The sequence below is a fragment of the Micromonospora sp. NPDC047812 genome, from assembly GCF_040704175.1.
In the GTDB taxonomy this organism is placed as follows: domain Bacteria; phylum Actinomycetota; class Actinomycetes; order Mycobacteriales; family Micromonosporaceae; genus Micromonospora.
On record NZ_JBEYRY010000005.1, the window covers coordinates 16,447 to 33,707 of the forward strand.

17 protein-coding genes are annotated in these 17,261 nt (G+C 74.2%); 10 read left to right on the top strand and 7 right to left on the bottom strand.

Annotated features, from left to right (window positions below; all coding sequences use genetic code 11):
* Window positions 1–179: 179 nt before the first annotated feature.
* The gene (gene asnB, locus AB0883_RS19960) at window positions 180–2,141 is read left to right on the top strand and encodes an asparagine synthase (glutamine-hydrolyzing) (RefSeq protein ID WP_121400737.1); all 1,962 of its coding nucleotides are present in this window, start codon (window positions 180–182) and stop codon (window positions 2,139–2,141) included.
* Window positions 2,142–2,271: 130 nt separating this feature from the next.
* Here asnB and AB0883_RS19965 read toward each other — a convergent pair whose 3' ends face one another.
* Both AB0883_RS19965 and AB0883_RS19970 read right to left on the bottom strand, forming a co-directional pair.
* On the bottom strand, window positions 2,272–3,390 hold the full coding sequence (locus AB0883_RS19965; protein ID WP_366642676.1) for a lytic polysaccharide monooxygenase: 1,119 nt from the start codon (window positions 3,388–3,390) through the stop codon (window positions 2,272–2,274).
* 271 nt (window positions 3,391–3,661) lie between these two features.
* Window positions 3,662–4,036: a nuclear transport factor 2 family protein gene (locus AB0883_RS19970; RefSeq protein ID WP_366642677.1), complete on the bottom strand. Its 375-nt coding sequence runs from the start codon at window positions 4,034–4,036 to the stop codon at window positions 3,662–3,664.
* Between the two features lie 65 nt (window positions 4,037–4,101).
* Here AB0883_RS19970 and AB0883_RS19975 point away from each other — a divergent pair, with 65 nt between their 5' ends.
* Window positions 4,102–5,037, top strand: coding sequence for a PfkB family carbohydrate kinase (locus tag AB0883_RS19975; RefSeq protein ID WP_366642678.1), 936 nt, complete (start codon window positions 4,102–4,104; stop codon window positions 5,035–5,037).
* Between the two features lie 24 nt (window positions 5,038–5,061).
* On the opposite strand, the gene AB0883_RS19980 is transcribed toward AB0883_RS19975, so the two are convergent.
* Both AB0883_RS19980 and AB0883_RS19985 read right to left on the bottom strand, forming a co-directional pair.
* Entirely contained in the window at window positions 5,062–5,889 is an 828-nt protein-coding gene (locus tag AB0883_RS19980) for an MBL fold metallo-hydrolase (RefSeq protein WP_366642679.1), read from the bottom strand.
* Entirely contained in the window at window positions 5,886–6,290 is a 405-nt protein-coding gene (locus AB0883_RS19985; RefSeq protein ID WP_366642680.1) for a hotdog domain-containing protein, read from the bottom strand. Before AB0883_RS19985 ends, AB0883_RS19980 begins: the two co-directional genes overlap by 4 nt.
* 100 nt (window positions 6,291–6,390) lie before the next feature.
* Here AB0883_RS19985 and AB0883_RS19990 point away from each other — a divergent pair, with 100 nt between their 5' ends.
* Entirely contained in the window at window positions 6,391–7,425 is a 1,035-nt protein-coding gene (locus AB0883_RS19990; RefSeq protein ID WP_366642681.1) for a phosphatase PAP2 family protein, read from the top strand.
* Between the two features lie 15 nt (window positions 7,426–7,440).
* Here AB0883_RS19990 and AB0883_RS19995 read toward each other — a convergent pair whose 3' ends face one another.
* The 3 genes from AB0883_RS19995 to AB0883_RS20005 all read right to left on the bottom strand — a co-directional run bounded on the left by AB0883_RS19995 (window position 7,441) and on the right by AB0883_RS20005 (window position 9,780).
* Window positions 7,441–8,814, bottom strand: a complete 1,374-nt coding sequence (locus AB0883_RS19995) for a PH domain-containing protein (RefSeq protein ID WP_366643006.1) — start codon at window positions 8,812–8,814, stop codon at window positions 7,441–7,443.
* Between the two features lie 173 nt (window positions 8,815–8,987).
* Entirely contained in the window at window positions 8,988–9,527 is a 540-nt protein-coding gene (locus AB0883_RS20000; protein WP_366642682.1) for a PH domain-containing protein, read from the bottom strand.
* 22 nt (window positions 9,528–9,549) lie between these two features.
* A complete protein-coding gene (locus AB0883_RS20005; RefSeq protein ID WP_366642683.1) occupies window positions 9,550–9,780 on the bottom strand; it encodes a hypothetical protein in 231 nt (76 codons plus the stop codon).
* A 273-nt stretch (window positions 9,781–10,053) separates the two neighbouring features.
* Here AB0883_RS20005 and AB0883_RS20010 point away from each other — a divergent pair, with 273 nt between their 5' ends.
* The 7 genes from AB0883_RS20010 to AB0883_RS20040 all read left to right on the top strand — a co-directional run bounded on the left by AB0883_RS20010 (window position 10,054) and on the right by AB0883_RS20040 (window position 17,256).
* Entirely contained in the window at window positions 10,054–11,160 is a 1,107-nt protein-coding gene (locus tag AB0883_RS20010) for a MoxR family ATPase (RefSeq protein ID WP_366642684.1), read from the top strand.
* Window positions 11,139–12,143 carry a DUF58 domain-containing protein gene (locus tag AB0883_RS20015; RefSeq protein ID WP_366642685.1) on the top strand — a complete coding sequence of 335 codons (1,005 nt, stop codon included), beginning with the start codon at window positions 11,139–11,141 and terminating at the stop codon, window positions 12,141–12,143. Before AB0883_RS20010 ends, AB0883_RS20015 begins: the two co-directional genes overlap by 22 nt.
* Window positions 12,140–13,090: a VWA domain-containing protein gene (locus AB0883_RS20020; RefSeq protein WP_121400748.1), complete on the top strand. Its 951-nt coding sequence runs from the start codon at window positions 12,140–12,142 to the stop codon at window positions 13,088–13,090. The genes AB0883_RS20015 and AB0883_RS20020 overlap by 4 nt, the downstream gene beginning before the upstream one ends.
* A gap of 646 nt (window positions 13,091–13,736) precedes the next feature.
* Window positions 13,737–14,441 (top strand): 3-oxoacyl-ACP reductase FabG, encoded by a 705-nt coding sequence (fabG, locus tag AB0883_RS20025; protein ID WP_366642686.1) that lies wholly within the window; start codon window positions 13,737–13,739, stop codon window positions 14,439–14,441.
* Between the two features lie 55 nt (window positions 14,442–14,496).
* Window positions 14,497–15,264 (top strand): enoyl-ACP reductase FabI, encoded by a 768-nt coding sequence (gene fabI, locus AB0883_RS20030; protein ID WP_366642687.1) that lies wholly within the window; start codon window positions 14,497–14,499, stop codon window positions 15,262–15,264.
* 100 nt (window positions 15,265–15,364) lie between these two features.
* The gene (locus AB0883_RS20035; RefSeq protein ID WP_366642688.1) at window positions 15,365–16,426 is read left to right on the top strand and encodes a ferrochelatase; all 1,062 of its coding nucleotides are present in this window, start codon (window positions 15,365–15,367) and stop codon (window positions 16,424–16,426) included.
* Window positions 16,345–17,256, top strand: coding sequence for an HAD-IIA family hydrolase (locus AB0883_RS20040; protein ID WP_366642689.1), 912 nt, complete (start codon window positions 16,345–16,347; stop codon window positions 17,254–17,256). Before AB0883_RS20035 ends, AB0883_RS20040 begins: the two co-directional genes overlap by 82 nt.
* Window positions 17,257–17,261: the final 5 nt, after the last annotated feature.

Genomic DNA, 17,261 nt, shown 5'->3' on the forward strand with positions numbered 1-17,261 from the left:
CGGGGCCCGGCCGGGCCCCGACGGTGGCGGGTGTCGTACGCGACGGATGCCACCCGTACGCGCCGCCCGCCGCCCCGGCCGGCTCCGGACGCGGTCCCGGCCGGCCGCGTGGCGCCGCGGCGGGGGAGAGCCCAGCGGTGCCGCGACGGCCGCTCGGGCCGCGTGGAAAGATGACGACCATGTGCGGACTCCTGGCCTTCTTCAGCGCGCGCGGCGACGCCGCCGCCCACCGCGACAACATCGCCGGGGCGTTGGAATGCCTGCACCACCGCGGACCGGACGAGACCGGTGTCGAAGTGGTCGGCGACGCCTCCGGCCGGTACGCGGACGGGGTGTTCGCGCACAAGCGGTTGGCGATCATCGACGTGGCCTCCAGCCAAGAGCCTCTGTCCTACGCGAACGGGCGCTACCTGCTCACCTTCAACGGCGAGATCTACAACTACATCGAGCTGCGCGAGGAGCTGATCCGGACCTTCGGCGCGCAGTTCGCCACCGCCGGTGACGGCGAGGTGATCGTCGCCGGCTACCACTTCTGGGGCGAGCAGGTGCTCACCCGGCTGCGCGGCATGTTCGCCTTCGTCATCTGGGACCGGCAGGAGCGCCGCGCGTTCGGCGGCCGGGACTACTTCGGCATCAAGCCGCTGCACTACCTGGAGACCGCCGACGGCCTCTACCTGGCCTCGGAGAAGAAGGCGCTGCTGCCCTTCGCCCACTCCAACTACCAGGGCGACGCCGGCATCGACACGGCCAACCTCAGCCACTACCTGACCCTCCAGTACGTGCCCGAGCCCGGCACCCTGCACAAGGGCATCAGCCGGATCGGCTCCGGCGAGTACCTGACCTGGACCCCGGGCGGGCGGATCGACGTGCGCCGGTGGTACCGGCCGGTGTTCCGGCCGACCCCGGTCGACGACGAGCAGCGGCTCTACCACGAGATCCGGGAGACGCTGCGCGAGAGCGTCCGGATGCACATGCGCTCCGACGTGCCGGTCGGCTCGTTCCTCTCCAGCGGCATCGACTCGACCGCCGTGGTCGCCCTGGCCCGGGAGTTCAACCCGAACATCCTCACCTTCACCGTCGGCTACGACGTGCCGGGCTACTCGGAGATCGACGTCGCCCAGGACTCGGCCCGGCACCTCGACGTGACCACCATCCCGACCAAGATCGGGCCGTACGACATGATCGAGGCGCTGCCGAAGATCGTCTGGCACCTGGACGACCCGGTGGCCGACCCGGCGCTGGTGCCCCTCTACTTCGTGGCGAAGAAGGCCGCCGAGCACGTCACCGTGGTGCTCTCCGGCGAGGGCGCCGACGAGTTCTTCGGCGGCTACACCATCTACCGCGAGCCGCTGTCGTTGAGCTCGGTCAACGGGCTGCCCGACGGGGTGCAGAAGGGGCTGCGGGCGGTCTCCAAGGCCATCCCGCAGGGGGTGAAGGGCAAGAGCTTCCTGGAGCGCGGCACCACCCCGATCGAGCAGCGCTACTACGGCAACGCCCGGATGTTCACCGAGGAGGAGAAGCAGCACCTGCTGCGCCGCTACGACCCCTCGGTCCGCTACACCGACGTCACCGCGCCCATCTACGCCGAGTGCACGGAACTCGACGACGTCACCAAGATGCAGTACGTCGACCTCTACACCTGGCTGCGCGGCGACATCCTGGTCAAGGCCGACCGGATCTCGATGGCCCACTCGCTCGAGGTGCGGGTGCCCTTCCTGGACCGGGCGGTCTTCGACGTGGCGTCCAGGATCCCGGTGGACCTCAAGCTCCCGCCCCGCTCCGACGCCACCAAGTACGCGATGCGCCAGGCGTTGCAGGGCGTGGTGCCGCCGGCCATCGTCAACCGCAAGAAGCTCGGCTTCCCGACCCCCACCCGGGTCTGGCTGCGCGGCGAGATGTACGAGTGGGCCCGGCACGTGCTGTCCACCTCCGGCGCCGGCGACCTGCTCGACCTGTCGTACGCGATGCGGCTGCTGGAGGAGCACAAGCGGGAGGAGGCCGACCACTCCCGCAAGGTGTGGACGGTGCTGATCTTCTGCATCTGGCACGCCATCTTCGTCGCCAAGACCCTCGACCCGGGCATCCAGCGCAACCAGTCCGCCCTGCTCACCAAGCCCGTGGTCGGCTCCATGGTCCGCTGACCCCCGCCGGGCCCCGCCTGGCGGCCACGCTGTCGATCAAGAGGTTTGCGTCCCCGGAAGCGTTCCCGGAGGACGCAAACCTCTTGATCATTTCAGGGGGCCAAGGGCCCGTGGGCGGGGTGGCAGCGGGTCAGCGGCCGGAGCAGGTGACCGTGGGCAGGGTGTTGGTGCCGTTGGTGGTGGCGACGAAGCCGAAGGTCGTGGTGCCCTCCGGGGCTATCGTGCCGTTGTACGGCGCGTTGGTCACGGTGACCGAGGAGCCGGATCCGCTCAGCGTGCCGCTCCACAGGCTGTTGATGGTCTGCCCGCTGGGCCACGTCCAGTTGGCCGTCCACCCAGACCAGGTCGACGCGCTGTGGTTCATGATCATGACCTCGCCCTGGAAACCACCCGACCAGGAGCTGATCACCTTGAAGACCGGCATGCAGTCACCGCTGTGCGGCGGCGGCGTGGTCGGGTTCGGCGGCGGGGTCGTCGGGTTCGGCGGGGGCGTGCTCGGGTTGGGCGGGGGAGTGGTCGGGTTGGGCGGCGGCGTGCCGCCCGGGCCGACGCCGGTGACCTCGCCGTTGCCGCCGTCGAAGGTGACGTCCGAGCAGCCGAAGAAGTTCTCCTGGCTGTCGGAGCGGACCCAGCGCGAGTAGATGAGGTGCCGGCCGCTCTTGTTGGTGGGCAGGTTGCCGCTGAAGTAGTAGTGCCCGTCGTTGGTGCCGCTCGAGCCGCGCTGCGGCGGGTTGGTCACCGTCAGGAACGGCTCCTCCAGGTCGCTCCAGGCCAGCGGGCGGTCGGGGCTCCAACTGTCCTTGGTGACGTAGAAGTAGAACGTGCCCGGGTGGTGGGCCCAGTTGCTGTAGCGGAACTCCATCCGGGCCCCGGCCGTCAGGTGGGTCAGCGGCCAGTCGGTGCGGGCCAGGTCGTAGCCGGCGAAGCCCGGGTTGCCGCCGCTGCACAGCTTGCCGTCCGGGATGAAGCCGACGGTCCGGCCGCCGGCGTCGGAGCGCAGCACGCTGAACCAGTTGTAGAGCGAGTTGGTCCCGCTCTGGGCCACGGCGGCAGAGCAGGCGGGATTGTTCGGCTTGATCTCGCCGGTGCTGGTGAGACCGTCCTTCCAGCAGAGGTAGGTGCGGCTGCCGGGGGCCATCGGGGTGCCGTGCGCGGCGGCGGGGTCAGGCCCCGCCGTCAGGACGACGGCACCCGCGAGAAGGGTCGCGGCCGCGGTGAGCAACGCGGCCGTACGCGATCGGTGGGACACGGGTTCTCCTCACTCGCGGGACGCGGGCGTCCCACGGGCAACGCGCGGGGGCGGCTCCGGCCGCCCCGCTGCGACGCGGGTAAGAACGGTCGCGGCGGACGTGCCCCGGCGCGGATGGCCGGCGTACGTGCGCCGTCGGCGGCCCGACTGACGGGCCGGTGCCCTCGCGTGGAGTGAACCCGGCGCCGGCGGCGCGGCAGCCCCCGCACCGCCCGGCAAGCGCCATCCCACCACGGACGACGACCGCGCGCAATAGCCGTTGCTCGATGTGTCAGTAACGCTCGGCGAGGTGCTCGCGGCCGGCCGGCGGCTCGTAGGGCTCGGGCCAGAACTCGGTGACCTCGCGGACGAGACCGGCCTCGTCGAGGTCGAAGAAGCTGGTGGCCGCGAGCTGCGCGCCCTCGTGGGCGCAGGTGATCCAGGTGGCGGCGTGCCGGCCCACGCCGACCGCCCGGGTAACCGTGACGTGCCAGCCGTCGGGGTACTCCCGGTTGAACCGCACCACCGCGGAGCGGCCGGTGATCCGCTCGCGGGTCTGCGGCAGGTGGTAGACGACGTCGTCGGCGAGCAGCCGGCCGAAGGCCGCCCAGTCCCGCGCCTCGCACGCCGCCCAGTAGGCCAATACGGTGGCTTCAGCGCTCGTCACGGCCCGTACTGTGCCAGCCTGGTGCGACAAGATCGGTCGGCGCGCGCCGTGGACGGAGGACCGGAATGGGATACGCGGTGGTGCTCGGCGAGGCACTGGTCGACCTGCTCGACACCGAGCGCGACGGAGAGCCGGTCTACCGGCAGGCCGTCGGAGGCGGGCCGCTGAACGTGGCGGTCGCCGTCGCCCGGCTCGGCGGCGCGGTGCAGTTCGTCGGGTCGCTCGGCGACGACCTCCTGGCCGGGCGGATCCGCGACTTCCTGACCCGTGCGGGCGTCGGCCTGGCCGGGGCGGTCACCGTCCCCGCGCCGACCGCGCTGGCGGTGGCCACCTTCGCCGGTCCGGAGCCCGACTTCCGGTTCTACGGCGAGCCGCCCTCCTACGGCCTGCTCGGCCCCGACGACCTCGACGCCGAGCTGGTCGGGGGCGCCGGCGTCGTCTACTGCGGGTCGATCGTGCTGCTCCAGCCACCGGTGCTGGCCGCCGCGCGCCGGGCCTGGGGGCTCGCCTCCGGGCTGCGGGTCTTCGACCCGAACGTGCGCCCCCGGCTGCTCGACGGGCCGGCCGCCCTGGCCGGGCTGCGCGAGGTCGTGGCCGAGTTCGCCGCCGGCGCCCACCTCGTCAAGCTGAGCGCCGCCGACGCGAGGCTGCTCTATCCCGGCGAACCCGAGGAGGGCGTGGCGGCGTACCTGCGGGAACTCGGCGCCGGCACCGTGGTGGTCACCCTCGGCGCCGCCGGCGCGGTGCTCGCCGCCGCCGGTGCCGATCCGGTACGCGTACCCGCGCCGAAGGTCGACGCGGTGGACGCCACCGGCGCCGGCGACTCGGTGGTGGGCGCGCTCATCGCGGACCTGCTGGTCGACGGCGAGCCCACCGACCCGGCGGCCTGGCCCGGGCGGGTGGCGTTCGCGCTGCGGGTCGCCGGCCTGGTCTGCGAGTCACCCGGCGGCGCGACCGCCATGCCCACCCGCGCCGAGGTCCTCGCCCGCTTCCCCCGCTGACCCGCCCCGCCGCGATCACGCGCGTCAGGCGGTGCCGTCGAGCTCGGCGTAGCCGCGGCGGGCGGCGTACAGGGCGGGACGGGCGCCGAAGGGCGCCTCGGCGGCGATGCGCTCGGGCGGTGCGCCGCCGGTGTGCCCGGCGCGGATGAGCCAGGCCAGCTCGACGAGCTGGGCGTGCTGGGCGCGGACGAACCCGGCGTCCACCGGGTCCCCGTGCCCCGGCACGACCACCGTGGCCGGGGTGGTCATCCGCAGCAGCTCCGCCACCGTGTCGGGCCACTGCAACGGGTACGACTCCTCGAAGGCGGGCGGGCCGCTCTGCTCCACCAGGTCCCCGGCGACCAGCACGTCGGCGTCCGGCACGTGCACCACCAGGTCGCCGGCGGTGTGCCCCCGGCCGGGGTGGCGCAGCACCACCCGCCGGCCGCCCACGTCGAGCACCGTCTCGCCGTGCACGGTGTGCGTCGGCGCCAGCAGCGCGGTCCCGGCCACCTCCCCGGCCAGCGCGGGATGCTCGTCGCGCAGCTCCTCGTACGCCTCCCGGAGCAGCCGGTCCGGATCGCGCATCGCCTCGGCGGCGATCTCGTGCGCGTACACCGGGCGGGGCGGGTCGGCGGCGAGGGTGGCGTTGCCGAAGCAGTGGTCGAAGTGGTGGTGGGTGTTCACCACCGTCCACGGGGCGGTGGTGACCGCCCGGGCCGCGTCGGCCAGCGCGGCGGCCTGCCCGGCGGTGGAGAGCGTGTCGACCAGCAGCGCGGCCCCGTCGCCGACGACGAGGGTGACGTTGACGTGCAGCAACGGCTCGCGCAGCACGTGCACCCCGTCGGCGACCGCCACGAAGCGGGCGGTCACGACGACCGCGCGGCGCGTTCCACGAAGCGCTGCCGGTCGACCAGCACCCGCTCCACCCGGCCCTCGGCGACCGTCTCGTCGCCGTCGCTGACGCTCACCTCGAAGTGCAGCCGCCGCCCGTCGACCGCGGTCAGCCGCGCCTGCGCCACCACCGTGCGCCCCACGGGGGTGGCGGCCCGGTGGTCGAGCTCGACCCGGGTGCCGACGGTCGTCGACCCGCCGGGCATCCGGTCGGCGGTGGCCGCCACCGTGGCCGCCTCGGCGAGGGCGAGCACGCGGGGCGTGCCCAGGACGGGCACGTCCCCCGAGCCGACCGCCTCGGCGGTGTCGGTGTCGGTGACGGTCAGCTCCACCCGGGCGGTCAGGCCCGGGGTCAGCGCGGACTCCGGCTGCTCCTGCATGGTCAAAGCCTAGACGAGACGGCACCGGGCGGCGGGCGGCCCGCGAGGGACCGGTGGTCGGCGTCGGTCGATGCCGTCCGCGCCGTTAACCTTGACCGCGATGTCTGTCGCGACCGACCCCCAGCCCCCCGCCCGGACCGAGCCGCCCGCCTCGCCCGACGGCGGGCGTCGCCGTGTGGTCGCGATGACGGTGTGGGGGGTCGCCTTCGTCGCCGGCTGGCTCGGCATCGGCCTGCCGACCGACCCGGCGTACGCGTTCCTGTGGATCTGGGCGGCGACGGTCGCCTGGAACAGCAGCCGGCCGTGGCGCAGCCACCTGCGCTTCGCGCGGGACTGGGTGCCGGTGGTGCTGCTGCTGGCCGTCTACAACCTGTCCCGGGGCTTCGCCGACAACGGCGCCACCCCGCACGCGTACGAGCTGATCGTCGCCGACCGGGTGATGTTCGGCTGGGCGACGGGCGGGCAGGTGCCGACGACCTGGCTCCAGGAGCACCTCTACCGGCCCGAGGTGCACTGGTGGGACGTCGCCGTCAGCTGGGTCTACTTCTCCCACTTCGTGGTGGCGCTGGCCGCCGCGGCGGTGCTCTGGCTGCGGGACCGGGCACGGTGGGCGGCCTTCATGCGCCGCTGGGGCTTCCTGTGCGCCACCGGCCTGATCACCTACTTCCTCTACCCGGCCGCCCCGCCCTGGTGGGCGGCGCAGAACGGGCTGCTGGAGGAGGTCGCCCGGATCTCCACGCGCGGGTGGAAGGCGTTCGGCATGCACGGCGCCGGCAACCTGCTCAACGCCGGGCAGATCGCCTCCAACCCGGTGGCCGCGATGCCCTCGCTGCACACCGCGTTCGCGCTGTTCGTGGTGCTGTTCTTCCTGCGGCAGACCCGCCGCCGCTGGTGGCCGCTGCTGCTGGCGTACCCGCTGGCGATGACGTTCACCCTGGTCTACTCGGGCGAGCACTACGTCATCGACGTGCTGGTCGGCTGGGCGTACGTCGGGATGACCTTCCTCGCGGTCGGCCTGGCCGAGCGCTGGTGGGCGGCCCGCAGGGCCCGCCGGGCCCCGGCGGAGGAGCCCGACGCCGCGCCGACCGATCCGCCGGCGTCGGCCGAGCCGCCGCCGGTGACGGCGGCCCGCTGACCGGTCCGGGCGGGGTCAGCCCGCCCGGCGGGCGGCGTGCGCGCGGGCCGTCAGCTCGGCCGCCAGGGCCCACGCCTCGGCGACGTCCCGGTCCCGGGCGGCTGCGCCGGCGCCGCCGGCGGTGTCGGCGTGCACCGTGGCCAGCCGCAGCCGCCGCTGCGCCGGCCCCTGCACGACCCGCACGCTCTGGATCCGGGCGTACGGCACGAGCGCCAACTGCCGGGTGAGCAGGCCGGAGCGGACGGCGAAGACCCGGGCGTCGAGCCCGGCGCCGAGCACGCCCCGGCTCAGCGGGTTGAGCCAGCGGGCCCGCGTCGGCGGCGCGCTCAGCGGCAGCGCGGCCAGCCGCACCCCGGGCAGCACCTCCGCCACGATCGCCTCGCCGGTCGCCAGGTCCCCGACGGGGAGCAGACGGTCCGGCCGGTTGCGCTCGTCGGCCTCGCCGGCCGAGTAGCCGGCCACCTCCAGGCGCAGCCGCAACCAGCCCTTGACCCGCCACAGCAGCGGCCAGGTCACCCCGACGGCCTGCACCCGGTCCAGCGGCACGGTCTGCGCGCGGGTCTCCAGCAGCCCGTTGCGGATCCGCAGGGTGCCCTCGTCCCGGGCGAGCCGGAAGTTCCAGTCGTCGAGCACCCGCCGCACCGGTTGCAGCAGCACCCCGGCCATGGCGGTGAGGGTGCTCGCCACCGCGATGAACGACCAGGAGTCCTCGGAGAGGAACTGCGCCACCACGAACGCGACGCCGAACGGGATCATGAACGCCTGCGGGGTCAGCAGCTGGCTGATCAGCAGGTCGTTGTTGCCCACGGCGTGCAGCGGCCGGCCGGGCGGTGGCGCCGGCGTGCCCGCCGGACCCGCGGGCACCCCGGGCGGCGGCGCGCTCGTCTCGGCCGCGACCCGCCCGGCGATCGCGAGCAGCCGCTGACGCAGCGCGGTCGCCTCGGCGACGCTCAGGTAGGCCAGCGGCGCCTCCGTCTTGCCCCCACCCACCACCTCCAGCCGCAGCTCGGCCAGGCCGGTGAGCTGGGCGAGCAGCGGGCGGACCACCTCGACGGCCTGGAGCCGCTCCAGCGGGATCGCCCGGGTACGCCGCCAGAGGAGCCCCTCGTACACCCGCAGCTCGCGGCCCACCACGTGGTAGCCGGTGTAGTACCAGCTCACCACGGCCAGCACGGTGGCGCCCAGGGCCAGCACCACCGCCATCAGGGCGAACCAGCCGAAGCCGACCCGCGACAGCGTCGACCACGACAGTCCGGCGATCACCACGACCAGGGACTTGGCGCCGTGCAGGGCGGGGCTGAGCGGATGCAGCCGCTGCCGCGGCTCGGCACCCCCCGCCGGCCCGGCAGGCCCCGCCGCCGCGAAGTGCCCGCCCGTCTCCGGCGGCACGTCGGGCTGCGCGAGGTGCCCGGCCGGCTCCGGTCGGACGCCGGACTCCGTGAGGTGCCCGGCCGGCTCCGGCGGCACGTCGGGCTGCGCGAGGTGCCCGGCCGGCTCCGGTCGGACGCCGGGTTCCGCCGGCGTCGGCCCGGGGCGGTCCGTGCCCCGGGCGGCCGGGTCGCTCACAGGCCCTCCGCCCGGTCCTCGCCCAGCGCGGTGAGCCGGTCGCGCAGCCGGGACGCCTCCGCCGGGCGCAGCCCGGGCACCCGGGCGTCGCTCGCCGCCGCGGCCGTGTGCAGCTGGACGGTGGCGAGTTCGAACGCGCGCTCCAGCGGCCCCGCGCTGACGTCGACGAACTGCATCCGCGAGTACGGCACGATGGAGAGCCGCCGCACCAGCAGCCCGTGCCGGACCAGCAGGTCGTCCTCCCGCTCCGCGTAGCCCCAGGCCCGTACGGCGCGGACGATCGTCACGGCCCGCAGGACGCCGAACAGCAGCACCACGCCGAGTGCCGCGCCGAGGAACCCGCTGCCGCTGACCGCCCAGCCGACGCCCAGCCCGAGGGCGAGGACGACCAGCACCATCGCCAGGCGGATCAGCTCCACCCAGATCAGGTCGGCCGAGATCGACTGCCAGCGGACGGTGTCCGGCCACGGCTCCAGGGGGCCCGCCGGCGGAAGGGGTGGCGCCGGCGGCGGGCCGGCGGACCCGTCACCGCTCACCGGAGACATCCGTTGTGCGCGCTCACCCTTCGAGCGTAGGCGATCCGGGCACCGGTACGACCTCCCGGAGAAAGCCACGGGCGTCGAGGAAGTCACCGAGGGTGGCGCGGTGCGCGGTGCACGCGAGCCAGGTCTTGCGCCGGTCGGGGGCGTGCAGCCGGGGATTGTTCCACCTCAGCGCCCAGTGGGCGGGGGCACGACACCCGCGGGACGAGCAGACCAGCGGCTCGTCGGCGGGGAGGGGGCTGCTCATCCCGGCCAGTCTAGGGCGGCGGCGCCGGAGGTTGAGCGCCGGGCGACCACGGGGGGAGCCGCCCGGCGACGGGTGAATGGTACACGCGCCGGGCCCGTCCCTGTCCACCCGTGAGCGGCGATTCCGTACCGCGCGACGGCGTGGCGGGCCCGGGACACGGCATCGGGGACGGGGCGGCGAGAATCGGCTTCTCCCCACCTCGGCACTCAGCCGGGCATGCGAGTCTTGATACGCACCACGCCGCGCGACAACCGATCATGCTGTGGAGGACCGGTGGCCCAGCCGACCACGCCCGACGCCCCGACGCCGAACGGGACGGGCCCGGAGACACCCGAGCCGGTGACCACGCCGGCCGAGGACGCGACCCTGCTCGAGCGGGCGCTGTTCGAGATCAAACGGGTGATCGTCGGGCAGGACCGGATGGTGGAGCGGATGTTCGTCGCGCTGCTCGCGCGGGGCCACTGCCTGCTGGAGGGCGTGCCGGGGGTGGCGAAGACCCTCGCGGTGGAGACCCTCGCGAAGGTGGTCGGCGGCTCCTTCGCCCGGGTGCAGTTCACCCCCGACCTGGTGCCCGCCGACATCATGGGCACCCGCATCTACCGGCAGTCGAGCGAGAAGTTCGACGTCGAGCTGGGCCCGGTGTTCGTCAACTTCCTGCTCGCCGACGAGATCAACCGGGCGCCGGCCAAGGTGCAGTCGGCGCTGCTGGAGGTGATGAGCGAGCGGCAGGTCTCCATCGGCGGCGAGACCCACCGGGTGCCCGACCCGTTCCTGGTGATGGCGACGCAGAACCCGATCGAGCAGGAAGGGGTCTACCCGCTGCCCGAGGCCCAGCGGGACCGCTTCCTCATGAAGATCGTCGTCGGCTACCCGACCGACGCCGAGGAACGGGAGATCGTCTACCGGATGGGGGTCGCCCCGCCGCAGCCGGCGCCGGTCTTCACCACCCCCGACCTGATCGCCCTGCAACGCAAGGCGGACCAGGTCTTCGTGCACAACGCCCTGGTCGACTACGCGGTCCGGCTGGTGCTGGCCACCCGCGCCCCGGCGGAGCACGGGATGCCGGACGTCGCCCAGCTCATCCAGTACGGGGCCAGCCCGCGCGCCTCGCTCGGCCTGGTCCGGGCCACCCGCGCGCTGGCGCTGCTGCGCGGCCGGGACTACGCCCTGCCGCAGGACGTGCAGGACATCGCGCCGGACATCCTGCGCCACCGGCTCGTGCTCAGCTACGACGCGCTCGCCGACGATGTGCCGGCCGACCACGTGGTGCACCGGGTGATGTCCACCATCCCGCTGCCCTCGGTCGCGCCCCGGCAGCAGTCCAGCCCCACGCCGACCACCGCGCCGCCGGGCGCCGGTTGGCCCGGGCAGCGCCCGTGACCTCACCCGCCCGTCGGCCTGCCGACGTCCCCTCCGACCGCACCGAAGCCGTCCTGTCGCGGCTGCAACTGATGGTCACCCGCAAACTCGACGGCCTGCTCCAGGGCGACTACGCCGGCCTGCTGCCCGGGCCGGGCAGCGAGGCGGGGGAGTCCCGGGAGTACCGCCCGGGCGACGACGTACGCCGGATGGACTGGCCGGTCACCGCCCGCACGACGATGCCGCACGTGCGGCGTACGGTGGCCGACCGGGAGCTGGAGACGTGGCTGGCGGTGGACCTCTCGGCGAGCCTGGACTTCGGCACCGGCCGGTGGCTCAAGCGCGACGTCGTGGTGGCCGCCGCGGCGGCGCTGGCCCACCTGACCGTCCGGGGCGGCAACCGGATCGGCGCGGTGATCGGCAGCGGCGGCGGCGTGGACGCGCCGGTCCGCCGGTGGCGCGCCGCGCCGCCGGTCGCCGGTCCGGACGTCTACACCCGGCTGCCCGCGCGCTCCGGGCGCAAGGAGGCCCACGCGCTGCTGCGGGCGATCGCCGGCACCGAGATCCGCCCCGGGCGCAGCGACCTCGGCACGCTTGTCGACATGCTCAACCGGCCGCCCCGGCGGCGCGGCGTGGCGGTGGTCATCTCCGACTTCCTCGCCCCGCCGGACCGGTGGGCCCGGCCGCTGCGTAAGCTGCGCGTCCGGCACGACGTGGTGGCGATCGAGGTGGTCGATCCCCGGGAGCTGGAGCTGCCCGACGTCGGGGTGCTGCCGGTGGTCGACCCGGAGACCGGCGAGCTGCACGAGGTGCAGACCGCCGACCCGCGGCTGCGCCACCGCTACGCCGAGGCGGCGGCCGCCCAGCGGGCGGAGATCTCCGCGGCGCTGCGCGGCGCGGGTGCGGCCCACCTGCGACTGCGTACGGACCGAGACTGGCTGCTCGACATGGTGCGTTTCGTGGCCGCGCAGCGGCACGCGCGCACCAGGGGGACGACACGATGATCCGCTTTCTGCAACCGTGGTGGCTGCTGGCCGTGCTGCCGGTGCTCGCCCTCGCCGCCCTCTACGTCTGGCGGCAGCTGCACCGCCGGGCGTACGCGATGCGGTTCACCAACGTGGACCTGCTGCGCACCCTGGCGCCGAAGGGGCTGGGCTGGCGGCGGCACGTGCCCGCCACGGCGTTCCTGCTCTGCCTGCTGGTGCTGGCGACCGCGCTGGCCCGGCCGTCGGTCGACACCCGGGAGCCGCTGGAGCGGGCCACGGTGATGCTCGCCATCGACGTGTCGCTGTCCATGCAGGCCGACGACGTGGCGCCGAACCGGTTGGAGGCGGCGCAGGAGGCGGCCAAGCAGTTCGTCGGTGAGCTGCCGGAGAGCTACAACCTGGGGCTGGTCTCGTTCGCCAAGTCGGCGAACGTGCTGGTGCCGCCGGGCAAGGACCGCGACGCGGTGACCAGCGCGATCGACGGGCTGGTGCTGGCGGAGGCGACGGCGACGGGGGAGGCGGTCTTCACCTGCCTGGAGGCGATCCGGTCGGTGCCGGCGGACGGCGCGGCAGGGATCCCGCCGGCCCGCATCGTGCTGCTCTCCGACGGGTACCGCACCTCGGGCCGGTCGGTGGAGGAGGCGGCCGCGGCCGCGCAGGCGGCGAACGTGCCGGTCTCCACCATCGCCTTCGGCACCGACTCGGGGCAGGTGGACATCGGCGGTCAGCTGCAACGGGTGCCGGTGGACCGGCTGGCCCTGGCGGACCTGGCCGAGGCCACCGAGGGCTACTTCTACGAGGCGGCCTCGGTGACCGAGCTGAAGCAGGTCTACCAGGACATGGGCAGCTCGATCGGGTTCCGCACGGAACCCCGCGAGGTCACCCAGTGGTACGCGGGGGTGGCCCTGCTGCTGGCGCTCTGCGCCGGCGCGCTCAACCTGCTGTGGTCCTCGCGGATGCTCTGACCCGCGAGGCGGGGCCGGTGGCGGTCAGTGCGCGCCGCCGCCGGCCAGGACGAAGACGACGGCCACCCAGACGGCGGCGAGGGTGAAGCCCAGCGGGGCGACGTAGCGGCTCATGGACGGCTCCGGGTGGCGACTGGACGGTCCGCGCGTGCGGGGCGGACCGCAGGGGGTGGATCAGGACGCGCACACGAAGTCGTGACCGGGCGGCTCCCGGCGACCGCCCGGGCGACGGGCGGCGCGGCGCGGTCGTCCGGCGCGGGGCCGGTGACCGGGCGGAGGCGGGGAGCGGAGCTGGGTCAGCTCACCTGCTGAGTCGTGGCTCAGCGGGGCTGACGTTCGGCCCGGCCACGACTGGGAGGATCGCTATCTCGCACAGCGATCACCTCCTGCGGTCGGCGGGGCCCGGAAGCGGACCGCACGGCCCGCAAACGCGGATCATCGTACACCCGCCGGTCGCCGTCGCCGCACTCGGCCGAGCGGCCGGACGGGCCTCGTCCGAGGGGCCCGCCGCCCGGACTTCGGGGCGGGGCGCGGGCCGGTGCCGGGCGACGCCGCGCCGGGCCGGACGTGCCCGCCGTTAGCGCTTACCTGCCGGTAACGCCTAGGCTCCGACCGACCGGGAGATCACTGAACTACAGGGGGAACCGTGGCCCGTACCGTCCTGGTGACCGGCGGCAACCGGGGGATCGGCCTCGCCATCGCGCAGGCCTTCGCCAAGCAGGGCGACCGGGTGGCGGTGACCCACCGCAGCGGCGATGCACCCGAGGGGCTGTTCGGGGTCCGCTGCGACGTGACCGACTCCGCGTCGGTCGACGCGGCGTTCACCGCGGTCGAGGCCGAGCTGGGGCCGGTGGAGGTGCTCGTGGCCAACGCCGGGATCACCGACGACACGCTGCTGCTGCGGATGTCGGAGGAGCAGTTCACCCGCGTGCTGGACACCAACCTGACGGGCGCGTTCCGCTGTGCCAAGCGCGCGTCGGGCAAGATGCTCCGCGCGAAGTGGGGCCGGATGATCTTCATCTCCTCGGTGGTCGGCCTCTACGGCGGCCCCGGCCAGGTCAACTACGCGGCGAGCAAGGCCGGCCTGGTGGGCGTGGCCCGCTCGATCACCCGCGAGCTGGGCAGCCGCAACATCACCGCCAACGTGGTCGCGCCCGGTTACGTGGAGACCGACATGACCGCCGGCCTGCCCGAGGCCCGCAGGACCGAGTACCGCAAGGCCATCCCCGCCAACCGGTTCGCCCAGCCGGACGAGATCGCGGGCGTGGTCACCTGGCTGGCCGGCGACGCCGCCGGCTACGTCTCCGGCGCCGTCATCCCGGTCGACGGCGGCCTCGGCATGGGCCACTGACAAGCGGCACCGGCCACTGACAAGCGGTCACTGAGAACTACGGAGGAATCCCTGCATGTCCGGACTGCTCGCCGGTAAGCGGCTGCTGGTCACCGGCGTCATCACCGACGCGTCGATCGCCTTCTCGGTGGCGAAGCTCGCCCAGGAGAACGGGGCGCAGGTCGTGCTCACCGGCTACGGCCGGCTCTCCCTGGTGGAGCGGATCGCCAGGCGACTGCCCGAGCCCGCCCCGGTGATCGAGCTGGACGTGACCGACGCCGACCACCTCGCCGGGCTCGGCGACCGCGTGCGCGAGCACGTCGACGGCCTGGACGGGGTGGTGCACTCGATCGGCTTCGCCCCGCAGAGCTGCCTCGGCGGTGGCTTCCTCGACGCCCCCTGGGAGGACGTGGCGACCGCGCTGCACGTCTCCACGTACTCCTACAAGTCCCTGGCCATGGCGGCGCTGCCGCTGATGTCCGCCGGCGGCGCGGTGGTCGGCCTGACCTTCGACGCCACGAAGGCGTGGCCCGTCTACGACTGGATGGGCGTGGCCAAGGCCGGGCTGGAGTCCGCCTCCCGCTACCTGGCGCTGCACCTGGGCAAGCAGGGCATCCGCAGCAACCTGGTGGCCGCCGGGCCGCTGCGCACCATCGCCGCCAAGTCGATCCCCGGCTTCGACCAGTTCGAACAGGCCTGGGCCGAGCGCGCGCCGCTGGGTTGGAGCCTCACCGACCAGGAGCCGGCCGCGCGGGCCTGCCTGGCGCTGCTGTCCGACTGGTTCCCGGCCACCACCGGCGAGATCGTGCACGTCGACGGCGGCTACCACGCCATCGGCGCCTGAGGGGTAGGGGCCCCTCCGATCGCCCGCCGCGCACCATCGCCGGACGGGCGGCATCAGGGGGGCCCGCCCGGCCGGCGCGGCCACCGGGGAGAATGCGGTCATGGCGTACGACGCGGTGGTCCTGGTGTCCTTCGGCGGACCGGAACGGCCCGAGGACGTGATGCCGTTCCTGCAGAACGTGACCCGGGGGCGGGGCGTGCCGCCGGAGCGGCTGGCGGAGGTCGCCGAGCACTACCAGCACTTCGGTGGCGTCTCGCCGATCAACCAGCAGTGCCGGGAGCTGCTCGCGGCGGTCCGGGAGGACTTCGCCGCCAACGGCGTCGACCTGCCCGTCTACTGGGGCAACCGGAACTGGGACCCGATGCTCGCCGACACCGTGGCGCAGATGCGCGACGACGGCGTCACCCACGCCCTGGCGTTCGTGACCAGCGCCTTCGGCGGCTACTCCTCCTGCCGGCAGTACCAGGAGGACATCGCCGCCGCCCGCGCGGCGGTGGGCCCCGACGCCCCGCTGATCGACAAGCTCCGCCAGTTCTGGGACCACCCCGGCTTCGTCGAGCCGCACGCCGACGCGGTGCGGGCGGCGCTCGGCCGGCTCGACCCGGCGAAGCGGAGCGGCACCCGGCTGGTGTTCACCGCGCACTCGATCCCGAACTCGATGGCCGCCAACGCCGGCCCGCACGGCGGCCGGTACGAGGCGCAGCTCGCCGAGGTCGCCCGGCTGGTCCACGCCGCGGCCGCCCCGGACCTGCCCTGGGACCTGGTCTGGCAGAGCCGCTCCGGCCCGCCGCAGGTGCCGTGGCTGGAGCCGGACGTCAACGACCACCTGCGTACGCTGGCCGAGGCCGGCACCACCGCCGTGGTGGTCAGCCCGATCGGGTTCGTCTCCGACCACCTGGAGGTGGTGTGGGACCTGGACACCGAGGCGCGCCAGACGGCCGGGCAGCTCGGGCTGGACTTCGTCCGGGCCGCCACCCCCGGCACCGACCCCCGGTTCGTGGCGATGGTCCGCGAGCTGGTCCGGGAGCGTACCGAGCCCGACGGGGTCGCCCTGCGCCGCCGCCTCGGCGAGCTGCCCATGTGGGACACCTGCCCCACGGTGTGCTGCGTCCCGGCCCGCCGCCCCGCCGCCGCCCCGCTACCCGGGAATCCGGCCTCCTGACCGCCACGCCGGCCCCGCCGGCGGCCCCGACACCCCTGGAACGAGTGACGATGCAGGACCGCAAGCCGGTGGAGAGCTGGCTGACCGACATGGACGGCGTGCTGGTGCACGAGGGCCAGCCCGTGCCCGGGGCGCCGGAGTTCGTCTCCCGGCTGCGCGCCTCCGGCAAGCCGTTCCTGGTGCTCACCAACAACTCGATCTACACGCCCCGCGACCTCACGGCCCGGCTGAGCCGGATGGGCCTCGACGTGCCGGAGCAGGCGATCTGGTCCTCCGCGCTGGCCACCGCCCAGTTCCTGGCCGACCAGCGCCCGGGCGGCACCGCGTACGTGATCGGGGAGGCCGGGCTCACCACGGCGCTGCACGCGGTCGGCTACGTGCTGACCGACTTCGCCCCGGACTACGTGGTCCTGGGCGAGACCCGCACCTACAGCTTCGAGGCGATCACCAAGGCGGTCCGGCTGATCAACGACGGGGCCCGGTTCATCTGCACCAACCCCGACGTGACCGGCCCGTCGGTGGAGGGCGCGCTGCCGGCCGCCGGCTCCGTCGCCGCGATGATCTCCAAGGCGACGGGGATCGAGCCGTACTTCGTCGGCAAGCCGAACCCGATGATGATGCGCTCGGCGTTGAACACGATCAACGCGCACTCCGAGACGACCGCGATGATCGGCGACCGGATGGACACCGACATCCTCTGCGGGCTGGAGGCCGGGCTGGAGACGATCCTGGTGCTGACCGGCATCAGCAGCCGCGCCGAGGCGGAGCGCTACCCGTACCGTCCGTCGCGGATCGTCGACTCCGTCGCCGACCTGGTCGACGAGATCTGACCGGC

Excerpts from the sequence above, each read along its gene's own strand:
- asnB (WP_121400737.1), top strand. The coding sequence starts at position 180 with ATGTGCGGACTCCTGGCCTTCTTCAGCGCGCGCGGCGACGCCGCCGCC.
- AB0883_RS19975 (WP_366642678.1), top strand. The coding sequence starts at position 4,102 with ATGGGATACGCGGTGGTGCTCGGCGAGGCACTGGTCGACCTGCTCGAC.
- AB0883_RS19985 (WP_366642680.1), bottom strand. The coding sequence starts at position 6,290 with ATGCAGGAGCAGCCGGAGTCCGCGCTGACCCCGGGCCTGACCGCCCGG.
- AB0883_RS19990 (WP_366642681.1), top strand. The coding sequence starts at position 6,391 with ATGTCTGTCGCGACCGACCCCCAGCCCCCCGCCCGGACCGAGCCGCCC.
- AB0883_RS20005 (WP_366642683.1), bottom strand. The coding sequence starts at position 9,780 with ATGAGCAGCCCCCTCCCCGCCGACGAGCCGCTGGTCTGCTCGTCCCGC.
- AB0883_RS20020 (WP_121400748.1), top strand. The coding sequence starts at position 12,140 with ATGATCCGCTTTCTGCAACCGTGGTGGCTGCTGGCCGTGCTGCCGGTG.
- fabI (WP_366642687.1), top strand. The coding sequence starts at position 14,497 with ATGTCCGGACTGCTCGCCGGTAAGCGGCTGCTGGTCACCGGCGTCATC.
- AB0883_RS20035 (WP_366642688.1), top strand. The coding sequence starts at position 15,365 with ATGGCGTACGACGCGGTGGTCCTGGTGTCCTTCGGCGGACCGGAACGG.